Raw genomic sequence first — 25,103 nt, forward strand, 5'->3', positions numbered from 1 at the left:
GCATGTGACATATGACCATGCATTTGAAATTGTAGAGCTCATTAAAAGTAGATTATGCAGGTAGACAGTTTATTACATAATAGGTAATAAACGGTATGCCAAATTCAATTTTACTGTGCTTTCATTGTGAGTTGATAAACATCAACACCCCCGCTGGGGGGTAATATTGGTAACCTCTCTAATTTTTGCCGTTAACCTTATGAAAATAAAAGTCTTTAATGATTACCATTTTTAGGTCATAAAGCGTTACCTTTAAGGTTATAGAGCAAGTAACGCATGATACTACCCTCTTGTGTGTACGGAATCTTGTACTGCGACTTCACGGCTTCTTTCAAAACATTCTGCCAGATCGGAAACATTGACCAGCCAAGGTGACATGTTGCTGCTAAATTTCAAATTAATTCGATGGCTCAAAATTGGATCGTGCCTGCTTGCTATCAAGTAAATAATCATAGCTAAAAGCTCGTTAGTATTTTTTGTTTTGATTTCACTTTTAAAAAGACCTAATATAAGACCTGTTAGTAGGTTTTAAAGGTGTTTTGTTATGTTATCAATTAGACCCATATTGGCTGAAAATTCAACAAGTATTTCTGAGCTAAAAAAAAATCCGATGGCCGTTGTAGAGCAGGCCGATGGTTTTCCTGTTGCTGTCCTTAACCGAAATCAACCTGCATTTTACTGTGTACCTGCTGAAGCCTATGAGTTGCTTATGGACAAGCTTGAGGATGTTGAACTCGCTAAGTTGGTTGAAGAACGAAAAGAGCAACCAGAAATAGAGATTAGCATAGATGACTTATAAACTTGTATTCAAACAAGATGCTGAAAAAGAATGGCGAAAATTGGATTCAACAATCAAGCAACAATTCAAAAAGCGACTTATTGAACGACTAGAAAATCCAAGAGTAGAACCTGCACGACTTAGTGGTGTGAAGGACTGCTATAAAATTAAATTAAGAAGTGCTGGTTATCGACTCGTATACCAAGTTAGAGATGAAGAAATCGTTGTTTCTGTTGTCGCAGTTGGTAAACGTGAGCGGCATGAAGTTTATAAGGCAGCTATAAAGCGAATATAGCTATATAATGTCGTGATATTCTAATTTATCTGAATTAGGGGCTGTATATCTTTCAGGATTAAATTTTGTGCTATTTGAGCGTTTATCTGTTCAAGGCGTAAGCAGTGAAGCTTAGTCATCTGAGTAAACGGGTTAAAATACAGAACAGTGAACGCTCAAAAGCATCTAAGACAGCGTAAATTGGTCATTTCTACTGCGTTATCGCTTGCTTATTTGGAATACCAAACCGCACAAGCTCTGTCTTGTATAAAACGACCAATTTATCGCTGCAAAAATAATCACGAAAGATAAACAGCCCCTAGGGTTTTATCCTAAAACCTTCTTATTTCTCTTTCTTACATTTTGATAAATTTCCTCCATAGCGGCAACAAATGAATTATTTCGATGCCAAAAAGCGGGATAATCGCCCTGTTTTTTGATTAATGGAGCAGATATGGTTTGTTGCTCAACTTCTAACTCCTTTGCTGGCCAATCGGTCATATGCCAAAACGTTTTGACTGTGTGATTTGATTTGAGAGCGCTATTGCTGGTTTTATTTGTATTGCTGTTAACTTCTTTTTTGGCAATAAAAGGGGAGTATTTAAACTTAGATGTATAGATCTCAGTATTGACTTGTGTATCAAGATGCTCAGAGAAAAGTTGCCCTAATTCTGTTTTCTTAAGTGCTGTTTGCAGTTCTTTTGTAGTCAATCCCTTAAGCTGAAATAACAGCATAGGATCATAATCAAGGATATCGGCCAACCGATAATAAACACCTGCAATGTGTTTACACGGATTAGCATAATCGGGGCAGCTACATTTCGCCGTGACATCGTTAAATGACGTAGGCAAAAAGCTGTTAGCACCAAATGCTTGCTCAATGTTTGCTGGTATTTCATTAAGCATGAGTTTGGAAATCCAGCCGGGGTTCTGACAAATCTGACTAATGATTTCTGTCCAGCGTTTTTTTTCAATAGATTTTAACGACAACGTTACTATGTACTTTGGTTCTTTGGTGACACCAAAATAGGGATTGATATTCCCTCTAATTGTGGCTTTTATGGTGTTTTTATTAAGATCAAAAGCTAGCATACGATGATCAGTGCGGTAAGCTCGACCTCGCTGTAAGCGACCTGAGTCAATAAATTGAGTCAATGAATCAATAAACGCTAATCCCCACCATGTTTTTTGCGATGTCATTAGGTGTTTTCCCGGCTTAATTGAATGAGTTTTACAAAAGCTTTCGCATCGAGTTTAGATAGCCATGACTCATCAGCACCAACGATTGAATCTGCAATTTTTTGTTTACTTTCTAGCATGTCATCGATTTTTTCTTCAATGGTTCCGATGCTAATGAACTTGTGTGCAAATACAGTTTTATTCTGACCAATACGGAAAGCTCTATCTGTGGCTTGATTCTCTACTGCAGGGTTCCACCATCGATCAAAATGAATTACGTGATTCGCTTTGGTCAGTGTTATACCTACACCACCCGCTTTGAGCGATAGAATAAAAATACTTGGTGCCGTTTCGGTTTGTTGAAATTCATCCACCATTTTTTCCCTTTTTGTACGGCTGGTGCCTCCGTGAAGGTAATAAGTATTAAAGCCATGTTGCTTCTTCAGTAGCAACTCAAGTTGTCCACAAATATCAGTAAATTGGCTGAAAATCAAAATGCTTTCCTGGTTGTTCATAGCCTCAGTACATAATTCGACTAAACGTTGCAGCTTAATAGATCGCTCAACACTGAAATCACTGCCATCTTGTAATAATTGAGCTGGATGATTACAACATTGTTTTAATTTTAGTAATGCCGATAACATCACGGCTTTTTGCTTGGCGTTATCGCTTTCAGCTTCTTCAATTTGCTCGGTGATTTCATCAACTAACGTCTGATAAAGACTGGCTTGCTCACCACTCAGTTGACAATAGACTTTTTGTTCAATTTTATCGGGCAAGTCCTGAATGATATTTTTGTCCGTTTTTAAACGACGTAAGATGAAAGGTTCGACAATACGTTTGAGTAGCTTGTTTTGAACAAGATTATTATCTCGCTGAATTGGTGTTTCGAATTGCTTTCTAAAACTAGCTTGACTGCCCAATAAGCCAGGGTTTAAAAAGTTAAATATTGACCATAAATCCATCAGTCGATTTTCAATTGGCGTACCTGTTAATGCAAGTCTTGACGGTGCTGATAAACTGAGCAAAGCTTTTGTTTGCTGAGCCATCGGATTTTTAATATTCTGCGCTTCATCAATAATGATCCTTGACCAGTCGATGTCCTTTAATATGGTTTTGTCTTTTCGGAGTAAACCATAGGACGTGATAACAACCTGATATTGTGCAACCTGATCGGCAAATGCTATATTTTTTCGATTACTACCGTGATGAATTAACGCTTTTATTTCTGGTGCGAATTTTTGTAATTCTTTGAACCAATTACCCACGACGGAAGTAGGAGCGATAAGAATTGCAGGCTGTTTCTGCGGACTTCGCAATAACAATGAAATTACCTGCATGGTTTTACCTAACCCCATGTCATCCGCAAGACACGGATTCATTCCTAGGCTTTCCAGATAGGCTAGCCAAGAAAGACCACGATTTTGATACGGCCTTAAGGTCGCTTTTAAATTTTTAGGTTGAGCTACTGACTTAAAGGCATCTTTATTCAGTAGCTGATCGAACATTTGCTGAACTTGAGTATCCAGCTCGACATCATAACTGTCTGAATCTGCACTCAGGGAAATGAGATCGGCTACGTTACCTTGTTTTCTATCCTTATTAGCGGTTTCAATCAATTTTTGCATTTTAAGCATTTCATCTTTATTGATTTCGACCCAATTGCCACGGAAATACACAAGTTCGGATTTCGCTTCTAATAATTGTTGCCATTCATTTGCATCTAATTCGTGCTCACCCATGGCGTAATTAAAGTCAAATTGAATTAAATTATCCTGACTTAAAAATCCACCGTCGGCTTTGCTTGTACTGCTATTATTTTTCTTGGCTTTTAACTTCGCTTTAGCTTTCAGTCGGCCTTTGGTTGTCCACCAAGCCGGGACGATAATTCGATAACCACAAGCGCTTAAAGACCAAGCGTCTTCTTTTAGAAATTGAAAAGCTTGATCGTGAGTTAAGGCTGCGAATGGCAGTTGCATTTTTGCTTCGAAAAAGCGTTCAATAATCGGATAAATGCGACTGGCATAGCCCAACTGCAACAGTAAAAAACGTTCTATATGTTGACCAAGGAGCTTTGTATAGAGTTTATGCTCATTATCTTTTTGCTTCCAGAACTCGCAAAGCGATACCATAAATGACGGATCACGCTTAGATTGCAGTTGAATATCCAGTCCCCAGTTATCCCCAAGTCCATCACTGGCTTCAATTAACTTAAAACAAATAGTAAACTCAGAACCTTGTTGTTCACTTTGAAGACGGCTAAACCATGTGTACCAGTGATGGTACTGTTCATCATTTAAATATATCGATTCATCTTCAATGGTTGACTGAACAAAGGTATCAGTAACGCCTTTTAACGCTTTCTGTGTAAATGAGGTTTGCTTGATGAATTGATTTAGACAAACATCCGAAAAATGGTTCAGTGCTGAAATTGCATCGAACTGATTGAAATCGCCAAGACAAGCTGAAAACGGCATACACGCCGCAATGTGATGGATTCGGTTATTAAAAGCTTCATCAACCCATTGCCACTTAGTGTAAAACGGCTGATTTGAATATTGATGTTGCTGATGCGGTAATAGCTCTGGTTTTATTAGCCTTGGTACATATAAATCTTGTTTTATTGTGTCGATAAGTTCGTAAGCAAACTTGATCCAGAATTTTGCATCATCGGCCAAGTTTAAGTCGTCGTCAAAATGGAAACTTTTAAAATTTAGCTGTTTTAGAAATTCAATCGGCTGAGATAATTCAATAATATTGAGCTTTTGTTTGCCATGTTGATGGTAATCCAAATCAATCACATCACACAAGTTAGCAATGATCGGCGACGGAATCGCATTGCTTTGCTTATTACAAGGCATCAAAACAGACTTTATTTTAGGTTTGCTGGCAGTAGAGAGTAGATCACTGCACAATTCACTAAGCAATGCAGAATCTAATTGATACGGGTAATATCCATTTTGTCTTGTGATGTGTCTGCTTTCTATCCACAAATATAATGCGCCAGAATTATCGAAATCGTCTAGGTTTGCTTGCCAAAAAAGATGAATTAATTTCATATGAACCGTCAACTATTGTTCAATTAATATGCCAGTTGTTTGAGTATCAACAGCATGCGAATCCAAAATAGGAAACACTTGGGAATAAGGCACATTCCAAAGCCCGTCTTTAAGATGAATAACCACTCTTTTGGGATTAAGCTTCATTACTGTGCCGATACATTCTTGGTTATCTCTGCTGCGAATAAAGCCTAAAGTGTCACCAAGGGCAATTTCAGCTTTAGACATTCCAACCTTCATATTACTTTGAAGACTGGTTTCAATGTGATCTAAATTCAAAAAATAAAAAGGCATATTCCAGCCCTTTCCAGTTTCAATTTCTCTAATGTTAACTTGCGTGCGGTTTACTTTTAACACTTCACATAAGATGGCTTTGTTTCTGTCTGGACAGAAGTATTCTACCTTCATGCCCAGTGACAGCTTTGCTTTTAGGTTGTTGCTTCGATCAGGATCTTCTAATACTTTGTCAATGGCACATTTTAGCCGGAATAGTTCAAAGTCACTCGCTGTTTCGAGTTGTTGGAAGACATCTTGAATGTTCATTGAATTGCCTGAGTTTATTAAAAACAAACAGAATCTAGCAAGTGATGGCTCCTATATCAATCACTTGAGTATGTTCGGTTATTCCAATTGTAAATGTCACTTGTGAGAATTATTCGGTAGTGGGCTAATTTAGTGGTAGGCATGAATATCAATCCCAAATTCTACTCGATTGATTAACAAACCTATTACCGTATCGTGCATACTTTCTAACTTTGAAAAACAAATCGTTCTTCGTGCTAATCTTTTAATCCAAGTTCTAAAATTGAGGTTTTTCCTCTCAATCTTTTGGGTATTAGTTTTTCCTACTTCATGCTGTTCTGGTGGCAAATTTCGCTTATACGCACCCCAGTCATCGGTATAATATTTCTTTATGTCTAGTGGCTCGAGCAATGTCTGTAACTCTTTGAAAGCCTCGTCTGTTCTTTTCCTCAAGACATAAGCTACAACTGTATTCGTACTATGGTCTATGGCATGCCATAGCCACCTCTGGTTAACCTTTTTACCTACAAATGACCATTGCTCATCGATCTCTGCTTCTTCGCAGACCAACTCTATATCGATTTCAATGTTTGAGTTGCTATCTCTTTGAGTGTAACTAGGATTTACGTGGACAATGCTCTTTTCTTTTTTTTAATGGCGTTTATCACTGTATTCTTGTGTATATTTAACACTCTACCTGTATCCCTTATTCCGCTAACATTAAGTACCATGTCAATGGCTGTTTCTTTTACTTCATCTTCCCAAGCACGCTTAACATAATGAAGTAAGAATGTTTTTTCGGGCACTCAGAATTGGTACATAAATATCTTTGCTGCCCCTTTGGGCTTTTTCCTGCTTTTGATATTGAAGTACTTTGACAGTGAGGGCATTGAACATCTACAGAGTGACGCATGATATTCTCTAAAATAAATGAAACTAGAGTGCAACCATGATAGATCAATTCACTGCTTCAGCCCACTACCCCTTTTTGCTCTAAAAAAGAAAAAGACGCTGGATTCCTGCCTTCGCAGGAATGACGATATGAGCAATTTCAATGAGTTATAAGATTCACACATCAGGTTGTAATTAGAGTTGAAATAGGTAACTTAGGATCATGGTAGTAAATTTAATGCATCATTTAGCCAATCAAACGGAATAATTTCTTGCTCTAAGCGTACATGTTTCGTCTTAAATCCATCAGCCAGTTGTTGATAAATCTGTTGTTCCTCGGGGCTAAGAAGAGTTAACTGCTCAAAGGTTAATCTGCAAGGGGTCACTTCAGACTGCCACTGTGTTTTGCAGGCCATTAAGACGATAGTATTCATCAATAATGATTGCGTTTTCGGATAGTAGTGTCGGATTTGAGAAAGCATGGCGAAACCATGACTGTCCATATCTCCCCAGTAATGGATTTGACATTGTCTTAGCCAATCAATGTTTTTGAGCTGTTGTATCCCATAGCCTAAGCCGAAAATCACGATACTGTTTTTTTTGTTTGGAAAAGATAAGCCATTGGTCTTATTTTCAGTAATGAACACCCGATCAACGAGTAAATCAAGCTTAGCAAATTCTTCGATGGGTAAGCTAAGATCGCTGATGTCATTAAATTCAGAGAAAAGCTGCGGATCCAGCATACGAAAACGGATTAAGGGTTGGTCGTATTTTAAACCGAAGCGTCTAGCAAACCCATGGTTGCTTAACCCGCTAACCTCATCGTTGATCGCACTTTCTGGTAATAAAATATCAAGCAATTCCTTTAACATGGCTTGGTTACCTTCAATAAACTTAGTGTCAACTTGGGGTATCGTCAGTTCACGAAGGTAGCAATTGGGTTTGGGGTTTTCTAGAAAGTAATGGCAAACCTGAATGAGCCGTGGCCATTTACCTTGATGTTGCCAGATTTTACGAGCTGATTTTTTTTGCCATTCAGCTAATTGAGGATATGTGTGTGAGAGTTGGTGTGCATCTTGTGTAAATTGTTGCCAGTTCTGATTTTCTCTCACAAAACTAAGTAGTGAAGCTAAATCTGAGATTTCAATGGCTTCTGGTACCTTTTGCGTGCCCATGACGTTAAAATTCCGTGACGTCCAGCACAGCGTTAACATCGGGTATTTAACCATATCTTGTTTGAGTGTTTGCCACTGCTCGGTGATTTTCGCAAAATCGTGCAGCAGTTGCTTGTCTGTCACTTTTGGCAGCGGAAATCGCAATGGGAACGGGCTTTCTCCACAAAGAAAGGCGTTATGCAGGGCAAAGCTTTGCCATTTCTTGTGGATTTTTTTTCGAATATCGTTCAATGTCATTGGACTTCCTTCACCGACTAGAGCTTAACGCTTTCTTGCTCAGTATTTTTAGAGGTAACCATCGCCCGATACTTCTGCAATTCTTGGCTCTGTTTCAGTTTTTCTTGGTACTGCTCAATAGTCATATTGAGCAGTATTGAACGATTATTTTTTTGATCTACAAAATGTACGTTTTGAATATAGTGCTCAATGATATCCAGTTTTTGCATGGGCGTAACCAAAAGCAATTGCAAACCGAGTTTTTTAAAGAGCTCTAATCCAAAACGAGTACTGTCTTTTGATCCTCTGGCAAAGGCTTCATCAATCACCACTAAGTTAAATTGGCGTTTTTTGTTTGATGTGGTCTGGTCGCTGATCAGTTGATACTGCAATAAAATGGCAGCAGCGAGAATTGAATAGGCCAGTTTCTCTTTTTGACCGCCTGATTTGCCGCCAGAATCTGAGTAACATTCCTTTTCAGAGTGATCTTCACGGTAGCGCTCAACCACATTAAACAAAAACCAAAAACGGACGTCGACGACTTTTTGAGTCCATTTAGGCTCATTGCGCAGTTGCTCAATCAGCGATTTTACTTGCTCAAATTTCTGCTCTGAATACAGGTTGTCGTCACTGCTGTATTCGACGCATTGTTTCAATCTTTGTTTAAATTCGCGAATGTCAGTGTCGCCAGCATTGATAGCATCAATTTCAATATACGTGCCGTTTTGGTAGTCGAGCTGTAAAAGTGCACGGTTAATTAATTGAATACGGCTTAAGATCTCTTCCTCTTGCTTATCCAATTGGCTTCGAAATAGCGCCATCGAGCGAATGGTATCTCTGTTTAGCATGTCTTTGAAGCGTTGTTCATGGCGAGGCAGATCTTCTTCAACTAACTTGGCTAAAATGGTGCAGTATTCAGCTAATGCCTGCAAGCTGGTATCGAGCTCACTGCAATCGTTAGGAAATTGATTGGCAAACTCACGCATAGCCAGAGCCATCTTTTGTTCTCGTTTACTGCGTTTGTCTTCGAGCTGGTGGATTTTTTGATTAAGCTTTTGTCTGAGCAGGCTGGTTTGCTTACTGAGCATATCAATACGCAAGCCTTTGCTGGTGCCATATTGTTCGAACACTTGTTGTAAGCTAGTGACTTGCTCTGCCGCCGCAGTGTCAAGCTCTTTTGCCACCTCCTGCGTTGAGGCCAGTGCTTGTTGAAGGTGCTCTAATGTGATTTCTAGACCACCTAAGTCTTTCAATTTTTCTGTACGCTGTTGCTGATGATCAGCGAGTAAGGTTTCAATGTGTTGTTTTTGTTTTTCTAACTCAGCTAATTGGCTGTCAGCGGACATCAGTTGTTGACGCTCGGTCTCAAGTTGCTCCATTCGCTGGCTAAGCTCAAGGTGATCTAACCGTTCAAAGTCAGGGCTGAATTCGGCGAGATTGAGCGCCTTTCGGTGCAACTGAGTGAGATCACGACTGAAAGCTTTATATTGCTCTAATGAAATCTTGATTTGTTTTTCTTTGCGCAAGGTGTGTTGCAGCTCGGCTTCAAGTAGCTCAACTTTCTCTTTGTTACTCCAACCCAACACATAACGGCTTTTATCCGCGATGTTGTGGCGGTCATCTTTTTCATGACGGGCTTTGCTGCTTTTAATTAATCCAAGCGCTGTGATGGCTTTATCGAAGCGACGAAAGTGAGTGAGATCGTCACAGCATTGGTAATTGAAGCGTTTTAGTATTTCACTGAGTAACCAAGTGTAATATGGCGTATCTGGCTTAATAATGATCTTTGCGGGCAGCTGATCTTGTGATTGGCTGTTTTCAATGGGTTTAATGTCTTCATCAGCCCGAAAATACACCAACTTTCCGCCTAAATGGGTTTGATTGATGTAGCGGTTAATGGCGTCATAATAGCCTTCGGGTACGACTAAACTGAGTGCAAAGCTGTGTAATACGCGTTCAATGACACCTTGCCACTGCTGTTGTTCGCTTTTTACCTGAATGAGTTCACCCACAAATGGCAGTTGGTCTTCACTGAGATCCAACGCATCGCAGATCATTTCTCTGATATGCAGTTGGCGAGCCGGAATATTTGAGGTGCGCTTTTTTAATGCGTTAAGTTCGTCATTAAGTAACGTTTGTTGCTGCACATGCTGGTTCAGCTGAAGTTTTAAGTCATCACTGTGATGTTCGTGCTGCTCAAGCTCTGTTTCACATTCTGAGGCTTTAACTTTAGCTTTGGCAATATTCTGAATCACTTGCTCTGGCGATAAAAAGTCGTTGAACTCCAGTGCCTGTACCAGTTTGATATATTCTTGATGGTGCAATTGCCTTTGTTGATGTTGTTTTCGATGATCTTCAATCTGGCTCGTAAGTTGTGACAAGCGGTGACCGCCACTGCTGGCAATGTCTTGCTCAATACCTCTAAGACTCTGGAGTTCTGTGCGTTCTTGGCTTTCAACTTTGGCAATTTCTTGGAAAGTTTGTTGATGCTTGAGCTGTGTACGCTGAATATTCTTTTGATAAAGGGGGAGGGCGATATTGGCCATAAAAGCATCCACTAATTCCCGACTTAGCTCAAAGTGCTGCTTTTGTTGTCCAGCTTCAAGGGCTTGTTGTCCGAACTGTTCAACCGGTTTGAGTAAGTCCACTTTCAGACGTGCACTAACTACTGCATCATGCATACGTTTTAAGTCATCATAATTGCGCTCAAGCTCCGATACCTGGGCTTCTATATCTGGCGTGCTCAACATGTTACTGCGCACAAATTCAGTTACTGAACCGACGGATTTCATGGAAATGGTTTGGTTGAATAACTCTAACGCCTTACCGTCAGCACCAAGACCAAGCAGTTTACTGAAGCTTTGTTGATATGGCCCAAAAGTGTCGAACATATCGATGTCGTTTTGTTTTCGCAGGCGTTTCCGTAAGTCGAGGATTTTGCTTCCAAAGTCGGTAAACTCTCTAGCAATGGTTAACGGTTTCTGTGCCACAACAAATAAGCGTTTCACTTTGTGTTCATCGGGTTTAATCCAGAACACTTGTGCCATAGTGATCCATTCATTACGGTTTTGTGAGTAAAATTGCCCCAGTACTACCGTATAATGGACTTTGTTTCTGAGGCCGATTGCCTGTGCTTTACCATTGGCGTCTTGCTGAGAGGTATAGTAGCCATGAAAGTAAGACTCAAAGGTACGCTCTTTGTCTTCGGCACCAGCGGCTTTGTTGAACGCCAGTTTTCGAGTTGGCACGAGTAAGGTAGTTAATGCATCAATGAGCGTGGATTTACCGCTACCAATATTACCCGTCAGTAAGCTGTTACCGCTTTGAGCGTGCAAATTCCAGATCTGTCCATCGAACGTACCCCAGTTTAAAACTTGTAAATCATGCAATCTGAAACCACCTAAAGATGTAGAGGCTGGTGTATTATTACTGATCATGATTTTCCTCATTTTCTTCGGTTTTTAGACGTTGCTCTAGCAGCAATGTGAAGCTGGCAATATCTTCGGCGGTGACAAAGGCTTTAATAATGCGCTTGATTTCAAACTCATCGCTGTGCTGTGGCAACGCTTTCAAAAAGCCCCATTCACTGACCTTTTTGATTAAGGTATCAAATTGTTTGATCTGTTTGATCTCGTTGGCAGCATCAGAAAAATAAGGCTGCAACCATTGGTGAATTTCTTGGCGATGAACAAATAATCTAGGGGCACTTTCTTCGCTGTCGTGTTCGGCGAGACGCTTACGGATCATCACCAAGAGCAGCGATTGATGAAAAGTTAAGCTGCGTCTGACAATTAAACTTGGCGTGTTATCGTCCTCCTTGTCTTCTTGCTTTAAAAACGCATAACCTTCAACATCGTCAATCCGCAGTGACAACCCAATTTGACTGAAATAGGTACGCAACAAGGTTTGATCACGCTCCAGAACTTCCCATTCTTGACGCTGGTTTTCTCGAAAAACAGGCCCTTTGAGTAAGCGTATTTTGAGTGTTTTGTGCAGGGTTTCCAGCTGAGCATTAAAGTTATTTTCTTCTGATTGCATTAATTTGTTTCTCTGAAAAAGCGAATGGTAGGCAAAGTTGCGCTCCGGGGCGCACCGTCAATGTGCCATTCAATTTTTTGTAAATTATCAAAATCAATATTGGCGGAAATTGGACCTTCACAGGCCAGCTTTACGTAGGTCAGCAGTTCGTCTAAGCCAAATTCAAGTGGGTAAGTGTTAATGATTTTCTGAAGGTTGGTTTGGCCTTTTTCATGAGTCAGTTGATGCTGAATATGCTGAACGAGTTGATCTTCGTCGATGTGGCTGAGAGCAAATAACTGGCTGAGATCAGCGCTGTGGGGATCGATTTGCTGCTCTGGCTGTATTGAAAACTGCTCTTGTTGGGGTTCTTGGTAAAGCTTGCGACTGAATAGAGATGAAATTTCAATACTTGCAGAATCGAGTTCAGTGATGGCCTCTGTTGTTATAGGCATTTTTTCGATGCTGGTGTGCAGTGTTTTTTCATAATCTCGAATGAGTTCTAAAATGCGGCGGTTATCTTGAGATTGCTCTTGTACATATCGCCGAAGTTGATCGGTAACCTGCTGTCTTGTGGTATTCACTTTACGGCCTGCATCCAATAAGTAGCTGTATAGATGACGCAATAAAGTGTCGCTTGCCACAATCTCTTGAGCTTCTTTATGTTTGAGTAACGCTTGTAAATTTTTACGCATACCATCACGCATTTCTGGCGTCATCAATAACTCAAAAAAAGTCGAAAATGATTGTCCTTCGTCGGAATTTTCAATGACGTCTTGATATTCAAAAACTTGATCCAGTACTTGACCTTTTTGCGCCTGAGAAAGAGTAATGGTTTTTCGGGTTTGTTTATCGAGGGTTCGAAAGTTGGCTTCAACTTGTCTAAAGTCACCGAGTAACTGCCGAGAAAGATCCGATAAAAAAAATAGACGCTCTTTGACTTGCGTGTCGGATAAATTGATGTCTTGCCCGTTTTCCACCGCTTCAATATCGTTTTGAATTTGTGCTTGTTTACGTTTTAGGTAAGTGAGCTTTTCCTGCGTATTTAGGTTGATGCCTTGGCTCAACTCAGTGATCAGTTGCAGTAAATTTTGCAAGCGGGATTCGGTGCCTACAAAGCGGCGACCTTGGAGATCTTCGAGCCAGCGCAGTACTTTTTCAATATCAGGTTGTAAGTCACATTCTGGTTCATCAGTCTCTTTGGGTAAGTATTTTCTCAAATAACCTGTTTGGGTGTTGATCCAATCATCTAGGTAGCTTTTCGCTGATTTTGGAAATAGCGCCTCACCGTGGGTGTCTCTGATCTCTTGAATGTGATTTTCCAATAGCCCAACAAGCTCGGTATAGGCAATGGTACGCCGATTAGAGAGGATAAAAACCTGATGTAAGAAGCTGGCAATAAATGATAGATGTGGTGAGCGTAGCAACTTAAGCGCCATGCTATGAGATTTTAGCTCTTCAATAAAACCATAATTGAAGGAAAGTGGCATGGCTTATCCTATTTTAGTCTTTGACATATTGATGCTTTAAGTGGTGTGTTATCAGTCTGTTAAATAGCAAATGTGATGGTCTAACAACAGAAATACAATGATAAAATTTTACACAAAGCGATCGATAAAAGTTAAATAACCCTGACGGCCATTCTGCTTATTCCAACGTTTCACTGATTTTCTGACGGTTTTTAAACAGTTAATTACATCTTCTACTGTTAAATCCGTCTCATCTTCAAGTAAGGTTTGAGTGGTTTGTGAAATGGTTTGATAAAGCTGTAAGTCGACACCGGAATAAGAGTTTGGTTGACTCGGCCTGTTTTTCTGTTGTGCTTTTAAGTTACTGATCACGGAACCGAGTGCTCTATCGACTTGGCTGTCGTAGGTTTCAGAGTTTGACCGATACACTTCAGCAATTGCAGTTTCAATGGCTTCAAGTTCAACGATAAATTTATCTTCAAACCTCATAGGTTGACCTATTTATTTTTAAAGGAAGCGTAAAGGTACTAAAAGATATTCATCAAATAAAGTAAAGCTGATTAAAAATAGTTCAATTGATTTAATGTAGACAAGTTTCTTGATCATTATTACCAACATACAAAACTGTCGTTATTACATTTTGTTCAGGTTTAGTGCCTTTACAAGGTGCAATGCAGGTCGCATAGCCGTATCGATGTAATTGGTATTACTTCGTTTCCAACCTGCGCTGGAGTGACGAGAACTCATCGGTATACTTTTTTCCGCAACTTTCCTTACTCAATGTCATCAAAAGCCAGTCTCGTATAAAGTACTTTGCTAAAACTATTATTTTCTAGAGGGTTAGGTTTAGGATGTTGTTGGAAGCGTTCAGAACAGTATTTCTTCGTAGCAAGTTTTTATGCTTGCTTTAAAATGTTCTGGTAAGTACTCCCATCCATAAGCTTGTACTAGGATGGGAAGCGTGGATTCTTGCAGCTTTTCTCGAAAATCAACGATATCATTCACTTTACCTTTAGGTGTGATGATAACCAAATCAAGATCGCTGGCTTCATAAGATGTACCTTTTACTCTACTGCCATAGGCCCACAGTTTTGAGCCATCAATTAATGTGTTGGCAGCAATGTGTTTAATGGTGAGTAAGTCTTTTTTTCTTATTTCAATCATAATCTTGTTCAGATAACGTTTGTGCTAATTGCGTTGCGTCATTAATAAAAGTATCAAGTAAAATTAAGGTTTTTTCAGCAAAACCTTCGCCATAATCATGGGCTGTTTGGTTACGATTATCACGATATATTAACCATCGTTCAGTTTCTTCTAAGCTGAGTAAATCAAATCGAGCCGCATGACGAAAAACGTCTTTAAATGAGAGTGTTTTTACTGCTTTGATTGAGTGAAAATAGGGGATTAACGCTTGTTTTAGTAGCTTACCCGATTGCTCAATGATAATTTCAAATTCTTTAACGCAGGCTGCCCGATATATGTCATATTGAATGTCGGTTGACTCTAACTCATTCAACTTCTTTTTTGCTTCAAAAAGGGTTTTGATGCACTTTGATAAATAACGTGTATCGATAGGCATGACATAAACTCTACTGATTTAATTAATATAATTATATAGGCTAGATGATGCTCATGGAAGACGCTAAGTCTTAATATCCGCTCGATATATGTGTAAGCCGTGAACTTCAAGTTTCATGAGGCCATTCTAGGGGCTGTTTATCTTTCAGGATTAAATTTTGTGCTATTTGAGCGTTTATCTGTTCAAGGCGTAAGCAGTAAAGCTTAGTCATCTAAGTAAACGGGTTACAACACAGAATAGTGAACGCTCAAAAGCATCTAAGACAGCGTGAATTGGCCATTTCTACTGCGTTATCGCTTGCTTATTTGGAATACCAAACCGCACAAGCTCTGTCTTGTATAAAACGACCAATTTATCGCTGCAAAAATAATCACGAAAGATAAACAGCCCCTAATCATTGGTTAAAAAGCATTATCTGTTTGTAGCCAAGCTCATTGACCGAGTTTTGTTGTTACAGTCTAGTCATTGACTTTTATGATTGATTATCATACAAATCATCCCATGTTTTGATACAAACTATGGCTTTTATGGATATTCTTGATGATGTTTTTAATACCCTTAATCTACAAGGTGCTTTGTACTTCCGTACTGATTTTTCATCTCCTTGGGGGGTAACCGTACCGCAATATTCAAATGCAGCTCGTTTTCATTTAGTACTGCAAGGACACTGCTATGTAAAAATATCAGAAGAGAAAGTCATTCACCTTACAGTAGGAGATCTTATTTTAATCCCGAGAGGGGTATCTCATATTATTTCCGATGTCCCAAACGGAAAAGCACCTCCGTTAGAACGTTTACTCACGGATGTAGGTTACACTGGTGACGGTGTGTTAACGGTTGGATCTGGTGACATAAACGCATCAACACAATTAGTTTGTGGTCACTTTTCATTTCGGGAGCAAGCTGATCACCCAATTCTTCGCGCTCTGCCAGATTACTTAGTAAGCTCTGCAACTTTTAGAGCCAAACATCCTCTTATGGACGAAATATTGCGAATGATTTCACGAAGAGTTTTCGATGATCACCTTGGCTCGGCAGCCTCTGTAACTCGGTTATCTGAAATCGTATTTATAGAGTTGATCCGCTCAGGAATTCAGCAAAATTCTGCACTTTCGTCAATTCTAGAAGCCTGCCGTGATCCTAAGATAAGTCAATCTTTAAAGCTAATACACTCACAACATTCTCAACCTTGGACAGTCGAAAGTCTGGCATCTAAAGTAGCCATGTCCCGTAGTCGGTTTTCAGATAGGTTCAGTAAACTAATAGGCACAGGCCCTATGGCCTATCTTTCAGACTGGCGCTTACAAAAGGCATTAGCTTTGTTAGACAGCTCTCGTATGAGTGTCCAACAAATTGCTGATCAAACTGGGTATCAATCTCCCTCTGCTTTCACTAGAGCATTTTCGGGTAAGTTTGGAGCTTCACCGTCTGATTATCGGCGGAATATGCTATAAATCATACAATTTGTCCCAAACAATGTGCAGAAAGTGCCAAGTTAATGCTCGTAAGTTGAAATATTGCTCATAGCTCGTCATTGTTACTCCCGAACTTATTAACTACATATTGGAGTACACAATGTCATCACTGAACTTATCAAAACTGAGCATCGCAGCAGTTATTATTGCTACCAGTCTATCTTTCACTGCACCCGCTTTCTCGGCGGATGAAAACAATGTTGCGCCTGGTTTAACTACAGTGGGAGCACCATTAGGATTACATGGAATTGATCCTGTTGCATTTTTAGATATTAATAATCGTATTGCAGGTAATGCAAGTTACGTAGAGACTTACCAGAATGTTGCGTATTATTTTTCAAGCGAAAAAAACAAAATAGCATTCAAAAACAATCCAAGTAAGTACGTTCCCCAAAATGGTGGCTTTTGTACATTTGGTGTTTCAGTTGGTAAAAAGTTTGATGGAAATCCAAATTTTGCATCTGTCGAAAACGGTAAACTTTATTTGTTTTTAAATGAAGATATTTACAATGAATTTAAAAAAGATAAAAAAGGCACCATTAAAAAAGCATCTAAAAATTGGAAAAAAATTAAACATACTGCAGCTTCAGCTTTGTAGTAATAAGCCCATGACACTAAATTAACCTAACTTTGTGAAAGCAAGTCCTTATAAACTTCATTACACAAAGTTTAGGTTAATTCAGTAGATACGTCGCGAGTAATTGTGAAGGCAATACTAGACACAATCGTAAGTTAACGGTCGCGCTGGAACGAGAGATTGTATATCAGCGAAACAACAGCTCCTTTTTATAACGATTTTAAAGGATCACCAAAGGAATTAATCATGGAAACTGCAAATTATTATTTGGCTTTAAGTGGGGTATTGACAGTATTACTCTGGATCCCTTACATACTATCTCGAATGATCACATGGGGGCTACCAGGATTTCTTCACAGCTATCCTAAAGTCATCCCTCAGCAATCAGAGTGGGAGAAACGTGCTCAACGTGTACATTTAAACATGGTTGAAACCATGCCAGCTTTTATTGCTGTAGTGTTAGCGGCTAATTATCTGGCTGTAGATACGGCTATCGACACTATTGGATTATGGGCACAAGTATTCTTTTATGCTCGAGTTGTCCATGCATTCGTCTTTAGTTTAGCGATACCTTACCTTCGAACGCCTACGTATTTGGTATCATGGGCTGCTATTCTCATGATTGGTGCACAGGTTATCATGTAGTCAGTATAATTAATTTTGTGCTGTCTCGAAATATCTAAGGGAGCTAGCGATTTATTTAGAAAGTACCAAGCTTTGTCATACCAGCGAAGGCAGGTATCCAGTGATTTTATAGAAAAAAGCAAAGGCACTAGACTACCGACATACAAAACTGTCGTACTTCGTTTCCTGTCTGAGCTGGAGTGACGAGAACTCAGCGGTATACTTTCTTCCACAACTTTCCTAAAAATGTACTTAATACCAATTACAGTAATTAAATGCTCAACTCAGAGCTATGTATGCGCTCAAAGTGCAATCGAAATTGATAAAAACATAGTTGTTACCGACATACACAGCTGTCGTTATTACATTGCTACGTCAAGACAATTTTGAGAAGTATTCTTTATCCTAGAAACATCAGTTGACTGCGTTCTCAAGCGTAGAAAAAATGGCTGATAGTAAGGCGTAGTTTGCAGCAAGTAGTTATTCTACTTGCAAAAGTTACAACACAGATAGCAGTCATTTTAGCAAGCTTGTGAGCGTAGAGCACTTCACTCATTGGGTGAAAGCCATGATGATAAAGTCATCATATTGCTCAAACAGTTACTCATATACTCAGCGTTCAACTGATGATTTTAGGTTTATAAACCAAAGTGAGCACATACAAGCTCCCAAAGGGCAAGGCTAAAGGGTTCCGTTACTGCGTTACAAGCACTTGAATTATCCCGACAAAAGCACGAAGTGCGTTGAAGGCCAGCTTTGTATGGCGGCCGTAGGGAATATAGTACTTCGAGCTTGTGCTTTGCACTGAAACCCTTTAGCTCTTGCTGAGTGAGAGATTAATTACTGTAATTGGTATTACTCAATTCCTGATGGTTGAATGCTCTTAAAAGGGCTTTCGACCATCAATATAAAATATCAGGTAAATTTTTATTTGATATCATAGAGCGATAACTGAGCAATAAGTTTTGAAAGTGCTTGGTTTATATATACACCAAAGGTACTAATGATGGATCATTTAATCGGGGGAATTAAGTTTTTCTTCACAAATAGAAGCGTACATGAAAAGATATTGTTCTTGATTTCTATGGATTGATATAAATGAAAGCTGTTATACCTGTTGCGGGTTTAGGGACTCGGATGCTACCTGCAACCAAGGCTATCCCAAAAGAAATGCTTCCGCTTGTAGACAAACCGCTCATTCAATACATCGTTAATGAATGTGTTGAGGCTGGCGTCAAACAAATTGTATTGGTGACTCATGCCAGTAAAAACGCAGTCGAAAACCACTTTGATAAATCCTACGAGCTTGAATCGACATTAGAAAAGAGGGTTAAACGACAGCTGCTTGATGAGATCCAATCGATTTGCCCCAAAGACGTAACTATAATGCAAGTTCGTCAAGGCGAAGCTAAAGGGTTAGGGCATGCGGTAATGTGTGCGAAACCTTGTATCGGTGATAATCCATTCATGGTGGTATTGCCTGATGTAATATTGGATGAGTATACCGCTAACCAAAAGACAGATAACTTAGCGGCCATGAAAGCGCGCTTTAATGAAACAGAGGCGAGTCAGATTATGGTGGCGCCAGTCCCTAAGTTTGAAGTGAATAAGTACGGGATTGCAGATTGCAATGGTGCCGTCCTTAAGCCTACTGACTCGGTAAAAATCAAAAAAATGGTTGAAAAACCGAGTGTGGATGAAGCTCCTTCAAATTTAGCGGTCGTAGGACGCTATGTATTATCAAAAAATATTTGGCCATTATTAGCCAAAACACCGACTGGTGCAGGTGATGAAATTCAGCTCACCGATGCCATTGATATGTTGATTGAACAAGAAACGGTTGAAGCCTTTCATATGTCAGGTAAGTCACACGATTGTGGCGATAAGCTTGGCTATGCTACGGCATTTGTAGAATATGGTTTGAATGATCCAAAGTTAGGCGGCGAGTTTAAGAAAAAGTTGATTGAGTTACTGAAATAGTTTGAAGTCGTATCTAACATTTTGAGTGTCAGTGGTCTAGTGGCTTTTATAGAAAAAAGCAAAGGTACTAGGGGCTGTTTATCTTTCGTGATTATTTTTGCAGCGATAAATTGGTCGTTTTATACAAGACAGAGCTTGTGCGGTTTGGTTATTATCGACATACAAAACTGTCGTTACTTCGTTTCCAGCCTGCGCTGTAGTGACGAGAGCTCATCGGTATACTTTCTTCCGTAACTTTCCTAAGTATCATTGATACATTAGATGGTGTGATTCACAGTGAAATGATTGACATAATCTAACCAAGTCAAAGTTATAGTCAGAAAATTCGTTATTATACCAATTACAGTAATTAATCTCTCACTCAGCAAGAGCTAAAGGGTTTCAGTGCAAGGCGCAAGCTCGAAGTACTATATTCCCTACGGCCGCCATACAAAGCTGGTGTTCAACGCACTTCGTGATTTTGTCGGGATAATTCAAGTGCTTGTAACGCAGTATGGAACCCTTTAGCCATGCCCTTCGGGAGCTTGTATGTGCTCACTTTGGTTTATAAAGAATACTTCTCAAAATTGTCTTGACGTAGCAATGTAATAACGACAGCTGTGTATGTCGGTAACAACTATGTCTTCATCAATTTCGATTGCACTTTGAGCACATACATAGCTCTGAGTTGAGCATTTAATTACTGTAATTAATGGTATTATCCTTTAGTCAAAACCCAACCATAAGGTTGGGCTTTGTTGTTGTACGCCGATTATCAGAGAACGAATCGCATTAAATGATAAGGCTAACTGCCACAGCCATCAGTATTTCTGGAGTTGATATAGCGAACATCTTTTGCTCTGTTAAAGTCGCCCGGGTCGAGCTGATCATGCTTTTTGATGAATTGATAAAGCATATCCGCATCAATAAAGCCGGTGTCTCTCGCCTTTTCCTTTAACTTTGGATATTTGTTACCGCCCGCCGCGTTATAGCTTGGGAGGGTAAATCGATATTTATCCTCTAGATTGAACGCTTTGCCTCCGACAGATTGGATATCAACATCTTTAGCTTTACAGTCAACCGTCATCTTGATACCACTGAAGTGAGCAAAACCTCCTGAACCTCGAGTCTTAAGTGCAACTCTAGACAGATACTTCTTTAGTTCGAGCCCATTCATTTCAGCTACAGTCACACTGTTAGAAAAAGGTTGCACCGTAAGGACATCACGATAGCGAATAGGTCCTTTTTTTATGCTGGCGCGAATACCGCCAGAGTTGATGATGCCAAAATCAGCTGGTACAGGAAGCTGAGTCTGAGCATGGGCTATCATTATGCCTAAAGGCATCGCTTGGTAACGAACAACCTTACGCTTACCAATGAAATCTGCCTTGGCAACACCAATCTTCTCCCTTAACTTCATTTGACCATTACGCTGATAAGGGCGAAGCAGTTCAAGGGTTTCTTTATCCTTAGGAGTCAGCATATGAGCCGGATAGTGGGCACCAAACTTAGTTTCTGTATTCACAGGCACTAACTGGTATTTTGCCAAATGTAACTTACCACCATAGTATTCAAAATCGGCGCGACCAATGTACTTGCCCCATTCGTGGGCTTGCATGATCCAAGTGCCATTTTGACGATCAGGTCTACAAGGCTCATCTCGGCCATAATCTTCCACGTACTTGCCTGTGTCTCCTTCCATACAAACAGGCAACTGTGAATGTCCGCCAATGATGGCTTGGATTTGACCAGTTTTTAGGCTTTTAGCAAGGGCTACATCACCAGGGGCATTACTACCATGTTCCCCATTTTCATAGTGCCCCATATGGGTGAGACCGAAAATGAGATCTGGTTGATGCTTCTCTTCAAGTTCCGCTAAAACAGATTTCGCTTCAGTTTGAGCCGCTGTAAATTTTAGATATTCAACGAACTCTGGATTGCCTATTTCAGCGGTATGCTCGGTGGTAAGGCCAACGACGGCTAACTTCAAGCCTTGAATCTCGAAAAGCTTGTAGGGCTCAAAGTAACGCTTCCATTCACCATCTACTTGACGATAAATATTGGCCGATAACCAAGGAAATTTTGACCAACCTCTCTGTTTGTCCATAACTGTTGATGGATTATCAAACTCATGGTTGCCAACGGCCATGGCGTCATAGCCAAGGTGGTTCATGCCGATAAAATCGGGCTCAGCATCTTGCAGATCAGACTCAGGCACCCCAGTGTTAATGTCGCCACCTGAGAGTAATATCGTCTCTCCACCTTGTTCGGAGACCTCTTTGCGGATTTGGTCAAGTATAGTTTTACGCGCAGCCATACCATACTCACCTCTGGAGCCTTGCCAGAAACGGCCGTGATGATCGTTGGTATGCAGCAAGGTGAAGCGCTTACAATCATCACCTGCATTTTGACAGGCATAAGAGGCTGTCACCTTGAGCGCCTTTTCAACCTGTTTGTTACCACCGTCGATCACTGCTGCCGCAAGGCCAATAGCAAATAAAGCAACAAACACGTAAGAAGGACGAAGTGAAGTATTCATAATAATTCTTCAATATAATTAAGATATATCTGTTAAGTAAAAAAGCAGCACAAAGACGACTCCCAGTGCTGCTTTTTATTCACTTAACGCATGATTAGCTCTGGCGACGACGCTGCCAAAGCAGAGGTAGTAACAGCGTCATAAGGCCACCTAAACTACCTGCACCATCAGGCTTCTTCCAACCTTCTTCAGGAGTGTTAGTTACCTTAATGCTCACTGACTTACTGAAGCTTTCTTCGCCAACAGTTGTAGTAAGTTCGAATACAAGATCTTGATCGATACTTACGCTTGGAGAAGTCACATCAAGTGTTAGATCAGTTGCAGTAAACTCAGCCGCAGAACCAGCAACCTGTTTCCAGCTGTACGTTGCACCTTCAGGAGCATCAGCAACAGTCGCTGTAATGGTTGTTTTCTCACCTTCGTTAATTGTAGTTGTACCAGCAAACTCAACATCAAAAGTTAAAGGTACGTTAACAACCTTGATGCTAACCGTTTTAGTGTTTTGCAATGTATCGTTGCTGATAGTGAGAGTGAAACTCAAAGTTTCATCTGATTTTACTTTTGGCGCAGTCAAAGATAGTACGGCATCAGTGCCCACTTCCGTTTTTTCTTCGCCAATTACCTGTTCCCACTTATAAGTAAGAGTAACGTCTTCACCTGCAGTAAGCGCAGAAGCATCAATAATATATGCACTTTCTTCGTTTACAGTTTCAGGAACAACAATCTTACCTTCTAAGTCCAAGCTAGGAGCTGGGGCAGATTCATCACCACAAGCAGCACCATAAACCTGTTGTACTAACTCTGGGCGGTCAATAAATGGGTTACGGTTACCTTGATATTTATAAACTTCGTTATTGCGATTATTCTCGAAGTCAGATACTGGATCGGCTTCATGCCAAGCGTATAAATCACACAATGTACCGATTACAGGGTTTTTATCATCTTCTGAGGTGGTTAGATGATCTACAGCCACTAGATCAGGCATACCAGTAATTGCAGTATCAGTGCCTTGATAGCGAGTATCCATATACATGATCATACGCGCGACATCACCTTTCATCTCATCACGAGGCTCCCAGCAATCTTTAGCTTTATCTAGGTAGTTACCTGTACCTTTACCATCGAACTGAACTTCTTCACCTGTATCCTTACATGCACCAAAATCGTTGTTGCTGCGTTTAGTATTGATACCTGTGTCCGCTGGACGCAAGTGATGAGCATCAGTAAAGCCCCATTGTGATTCGCTTGGGAAGCCATGACTTTTAGCCCAAACGTGTTCACGGTTCCATTTACCTACAGCGCTACCGCTTTGTTGGTTGCTGAACTTAGAAATAGATTTACCCGTGTAGATCTCAATCACATTTTTATCATTAGCAGGGTCTTGGTCTGCGTAAGTCAATACGCTCCAAACCTGCTTATAAGTTAGCTGTTTGTGATCTTTGGCAATAACGGTAGACAAAGTATTTTTGAGTGCCTCTGCATTAGCAAAGTCACCACTCAGTACATCTGAGTAATAAACTTCATCATTGAAAGTTTCTGGATCAGCTACTGGTGTCAATATTTCACAGTTTGTACAAGGTCCAGTTTCAGGATCTGGCGTTGGCTCTGGATCAGGGTTTGGTTCAGGATTTGAGTCATCACATGCGCTCTCACCAGCACAACCAAGGCCGTCAGCAGTATTTATATCAAATACAGCCCACTGATCGCCAGTTGGGAAATCAGCTGCTGCATCAGTATCACCAGAAGTTACACTTACTTTACGTCGTAATGTTTTATCCTTACTGGAAAAGTCAGCGTTACTTGAATCTTTCCATTCAGAACCAGGATCTTCTCCTAATTTACCGAATCGGTCGATTACTGCATCATCCTTTGTTAGAACTAAGGTATCATCACCGTTGAACCAAGTAATTTGAGATGCGGTGCCGACCTTAAAATCATCTCCGGCATCAGCATTATGGAAAACAATACTCTTACCAGCATCCAATGTGCCGCTCAGAGTTTCCGTCTTTCCAGCTTCAGTTTTACCATTGAAATAAAGGTTTAGCTTGTAAACGTTAGCATCCAGATCAATAGCGCTACCACCAACATTAGAAATCTCAATAGCTTTATTGCTAGCACCGCCTTCTACGTATTCAGTAATCAACAGCACACCAGGTGTAGATGTTGAGTTACAAGCATCTACGCCTGAACAACCAAGACCATCTGAAGTATTTTTATCAAATACTTCCCATTGGTCTCCGCTTGGAAAATCAGCAGTTGTTTCAGAATCACCAACGGTTACACTTGCTTTACGGCGTAACGTTCTATCCTTACTTGTGAAATCAGCGTTGTCTGCATCTTTCCACTCAGAACCAGGATCTTCACCTAGTTTACCGAATCGATCGATAACACTGTCATCCTTGGTTAATACGATAGTGTCATCACCATTAAACCAAGTGATCTGGGACGCTATACCAACTTTAAAATCATCACCGGCATCAGCATTATGGTAAACAATGCTCTCACCTGCACCTAATGTACCGCTTAGCGTTTCTGTCTTTCCAACTTCAGTCTTGCCGTTGAAGTAAAGGTTTAGCTTATAAACGTTGGCACCTAAATCGATAGCACTGTTACCTACATTAGAAATCTCCAATGCTTTATTACTGCCGCCACCCTCAACGTACTCAGTAATAACTAGATTAGCATTCGCCGCTGTAGACAAAGTACCCAAAACCATAGCTGTCGCCGCAGCAACTGCATTCATTTTAATTTTCATAATGTTATCTCTTTT

Annotated in this window: 18 protein-coding genes and 1 pseudogene; 6 read left to right on the top strand and 13 right to left on the bottom strand. The window is 40.2% G+C overall.

What is annotated here, in order from left to right:
* Positions 1 to 553 precede the first annotated feature (553 nt).
* Positions 554 to 799: a type II toxin-antitoxin system Phd/YefM family antitoxin gene (locus E2I05_RS07285; RefSeq protein WP_425325195.1), complete on the top strand. Its 246-nt coding sequence runs from the start codon at positions 554 to 556 to the stop codon at positions 797 to 799.
* Positions 789 to 1,073, top strand: a complete 285-nt coding sequence (locus E2I05_RS07290; protein ID WP_121855082.1) for a type II toxin-antitoxin system RelE family toxin — start codon at positions 789 to 791, stop codon at positions 1,071 to 1,073. Before E2I05_RS07285 ends, E2I05_RS07290 begins: the two co-directional genes overlap by 11 nt.
* A 306-nt stretch (positions 1,074 to 1,379) precedes the next feature.
* On the opposite strand, the gene E2I05_RS07295 is transcribed toward E2I05_RS07290, so the two are convergent.
* From E2I05_RS07295 to E2I05_RS07345, 11 genes and pseudogenes are all read right to left on the bottom strand, one after another.
* On the bottom strand, positions 1,380 to 2,252 hold the full coding sequence (locus E2I05_RS07295; protein WP_121855081.1) for an SWIM zinc finger family protein: 873 nt from the start codon (positions 2,250 to 2,252) through the stop codon (positions 1,380 to 1,382).
* Positions 2,252 to 5,290, bottom strand: coding sequence for a DEAD/DEAH box helicase (locus E2I05_RS07300; RefSeq protein ID WP_121855085.1), 3,039 nt, complete (start codon positions 5,288 to 5,290; stop codon positions 2,252 to 2,254). Before E2I05_RS07300 ends, E2I05_RS07295 begins: the two co-directional genes overlap by 1 nt.
* A gap of 12 nt (positions 5,291 to 5,302) precedes the next feature.
* Complete coding sequence (locus tag E2I05_RS07305; RefSeq protein ID WP_121855080.1) at positions 5,303 to 5,833, bottom strand: hypothetical protein; 531 nt, start codon at positions 5,831 to 5,833, stop codon at positions 5,303 to 5,305.
* Positions 5,834 to 5,962: 129 nt separating this feature from the next.
* Positions 5,963 to 6,725, bottom strand: a pseudogene (locus E2I05_RS07310) (IS1 family transposase).
* A gap of 199 nt (positions 6,726 to 6,924) precedes the next feature.
* The gene (locus E2I05_RS07315) at positions 6,925 to 8,115 is read right to left on the bottom strand and encodes a Wadjet anti-phage system protein JetD domain-containing protein (RefSeq protein ID WP_121853933.1); all 1,191 of its coding nucleotides are present in this window, start codon (positions 8,113 to 8,115) and stop codon (positions 6,925 to 6,927) included.
* Between the two features lie 17 nt (positions 8,116 to 8,132).
* The gene (locus E2I05_RS07320) at positions 8,133 to 11,531 is read right to left on the bottom strand and encodes an ATP-binding protein (RefSeq protein ID WP_121853934.1); all 3,399 of its coding nucleotides are present in this window, start codon (positions 11,529 to 11,531) and stop codon (positions 8,133 to 8,135) included.
* Entirely contained in the window at positions 11,521 to 12,132 is a 612-nt protein-coding gene (locus tag E2I05_RS07325; protein ID WP_121853935.1) for a DUF4194 domain-containing protein, read from the bottom strand. Before E2I05_RS07325 ends, E2I05_RS07320 begins: the two co-directional genes overlap by 11 nt.
* Positions 12,132 to 13,601, bottom strand: coding sequence for a DUF3375 domain-containing protein (locus E2I05_RS07330; protein ID WP_121853936.1), 1,470 nt, complete (start codon positions 13,599 to 13,601; stop codon positions 12,132 to 12,134). Before E2I05_RS07330 ends, E2I05_RS07325 begins: the two co-directional genes overlap by 1 nt.
* Before the next feature lie 108 nt (positions 13,602 to 13,709).
* On the bottom strand, positions 13,710 to 14,069 hold the full coding sequence (locus tag E2I05_RS07335) for a hypothetical protein (protein ID WP_121853937.1): 360 nt from the start codon (positions 14,067 to 14,069) through the stop codon (positions 13,710 to 13,712).
* A 378-nt stretch (positions 14,070 to 14,447) separates the two neighbouring features.
* Complete coding sequence (locus E2I05_RS07340; RefSeq protein ID WP_121853938.1) at positions 14,448 to 14,744, bottom strand: nucleotidyltransferase domain-containing protein; 297 nt, start codon at positions 14,742 to 14,744, stop codon at positions 14,448 to 14,450.
* Complete coding sequence (locus tag E2I05_RS07345) at positions 14,737 to 15,159, bottom strand: nucleotidyltransferase substrate binding protein (protein ID WP_121853939.1); 423 nt, start codon at positions 15,157 to 15,159, stop codon at positions 14,737 to 14,739. The genes E2I05_RS07340 and E2I05_RS07345 overlap by 8 nt, the downstream gene beginning before the upstream one ends.
* 518 nt (positions 15,160 to 15,677) lie before the next feature.
* Between E2I05_RS07345 and E2I05_RS07350 the strand changes: the two genes are divergently transcribed.
* The 4 genes from E2I05_RS07350 to galU all read left to right on the top strand — a co-directional run bounded on the left by E2I05_RS07350 (position 15,678) and on the right by galU (position 19,815).
* Positions 15,678 to 16,613: an AraC family transcriptional regulator gene (locus tag E2I05_RS07350; RefSeq protein ID WP_207805293.1), complete on the top strand. Its 936-nt coding sequence runs from the start codon at positions 15,678 to 15,680 to the stop codon at positions 16,611 to 16,613.
* A gap of 121 nt (positions 16,614 to 16,734) precedes the next feature.
* A complete protein-coding gene (locus E2I05_RS07355; RefSeq protein WP_121853940.1) occupies positions 16,735 to 17,232 on the top strand; it encodes a YHS domain-containing (seleno)protein in 498 nt (165 codons plus the stop codon).
* A 159-nt stretch (positions 17,233 to 17,391) separates the two neighbouring features.
* Complete coding sequence (locus E2I05_RS07360) at positions 17,392 to 17,856, top strand: MAPEG family protein (RefSeq protein ID WP_218939903.1); 465 nt, start codon at positions 17,392 to 17,394, stop codon at positions 17,854 to 17,856.
* Positions 17,857 to 18,933: 1,077 nt separating this feature from the next.
* Entirely contained in the window at positions 18,934 to 19,815 is an 882-nt protein-coding gene (galU, locus tag E2I05_RS07365) for a UTP--glucose-1-phosphate uridylyltransferase GalU (protein WP_121853942.1), read from the top strand.
* A 784-nt stretch (positions 19,816 to 20,599) separates the two neighbouring features.
* Here galU and ushA read toward each other — a convergent pair.
* Together ushA and E2I05_RS07375 are read right to left on the bottom strand one after the other, a co-directional pair.
* Positions 20,600 to 22,333 carry a bifunctional UDP-sugar hydrolase/5'-nucleotidase UshA gene (ushA, locus tag E2I05_RS07370; protein ID WP_121853943.1) on the bottom strand — a complete coding sequence of 578 codons (1,734 nt, stop codon included), beginning with the start codon at positions 22,331 to 22,333 and terminating at the stop codon, positions 20,600 to 20,602.
* Positions 22,334 to 22,427: 94 nt separating this feature from the next.
* The gene (locus E2I05_RS07375; RefSeq protein WP_121853944.1) at positions 22,428 to 25,088 is read right to left on the bottom strand and encodes an endonuclease; all 2,661 of its coding nucleotides are present in this window, start codon (positions 25,086 to 25,088) and stop codon (positions 22,428 to 22,430) included.
* Positions 25,089 to 25,103 lie beyond the last annotated feature (15 nt).

This window comes from Parashewanella spongiae, from assembly GCF_004358345.1.
Classification (GTDB): Bacteria; Pseudomonadota; Gammaproteobacteria; order Enterobacterales; family Shewanellaceae; genus Parashewanella; species Parashewanella spongiae.

What these genes read in the sequence shown, in the direction of transcription:
- E2I05_RS07290 (WP_121855082.1), top strand. Translation starts at nt 789, where the DNA reads ATGACTTATAAACTTGTATTCAAACAAGATGCTGAAAAAGAATGGCGA.
- E2I05_RS07295 (WP_121855081.1), bottom strand. Translation starts at nt 2,252, where the DNA reads ATGACATCGCAAAAAACATGGTGGGGATTAGCGTTTATTGATTCATTG.
- E2I05_RS07300 (WP_121855085.1), bottom strand. Translation starts at nt 5,290, where the DNA reads ATGAAATTAATTCATCTTTTTTGGCAAGCAAACCTAGACGATTTCGAT.
- E2I05_RS07305 (WP_121855080.1), bottom strand. Translation starts at nt 5,833, where the DNA reads ATGAACATTCAAGATGTCTTCCAACAACTCGAAACAGCGAGTGACTTT.
- E2I05_RS07315 (WP_121853933.1), bottom strand. Translation starts at nt 8,115, where the DNA reads ATGACATTGAACGATATTCGAAAAAAAATCCACAAGAAATGGCAAAGC.
- E2I05_RS07320 (WP_121853934.1), bottom strand. Translation starts at nt 11,531, where the DNA reads ATGATCAGTAATAATACACCAGCCTCTACATCTTTAGGTGGTTTCAGA.
- E2I05_RS07325 (WP_121853935.1), bottom strand. Translation starts at nt 12,132, where the DNA reads ATGCAATCAGAAGAAAATAACTTTAATGCTCAGCTGGAAACCCTGCAC.
- E2I05_RS07330 (WP_121853936.1), bottom strand. Translation starts at nt 13,601, where the DNA reads ATGCCACTTTCCTTCAATTATGGTTTTATTGAAGAGCTAAAATCTCAT.
- E2I05_RS07335 (WP_121853937.1), bottom strand. Translation starts at nt 14,069, where the DNA reads ATGAGGTTTGAAGATAAATTTATCGTTGAACTTGAAGCCATTGAAACT.
- E2I05_RS07340 (WP_121853938.1), bottom strand. Translation starts at nt 14,744, where the DNA reads ATGATTGAAATAAGAAAAAAAGACTTACTCACCATTAAACACATTGCT.
- E2I05_RS07345 (WP_121853939.1), bottom strand. Translation starts at nt 15,159, where the DNA reads ATGCCTATCGATACACGTTATTTATCAAAGTGCATCAAAACCCTTTTT.
- E2I05_RS07350 (WP_207805293.1), top strand. Translation starts at nt 15,678, where the DNA reads ATGGCTTTTATGGATATTCTTGATGATGTTTTTAATACCCTTAATCTA.
- E2I05_RS07355 (WP_121853940.1), top strand. Translation starts at nt 16,735, where the DNA reads ATGTCATCACTGAACTTATCAAAACTGAGCATCGCAGCAGTTATTATT.
- galU (WP_121853942.1), top strand. Translation starts at nt 18,934, where the DNA reads ATGAAAGCTGTTATACCTGTTGCGGGTTTAGGGACTCGGATGCTACCT.
- ushA (WP_121853943.1), bottom strand. Translation starts at nt 22,333, where the DNA reads ATGAATACTTCACTTCGTCCTTCTTACGTGTTTGTTGCTTTATTTGCT.
- E2I05_RS07375 (WP_121853944.1), bottom strand. Translation starts at nt 25,088, where the DNA reads ATGAAAATTAAAATGAATGCAGTTGCTGCGGCGACAGCTATGGTTTTG.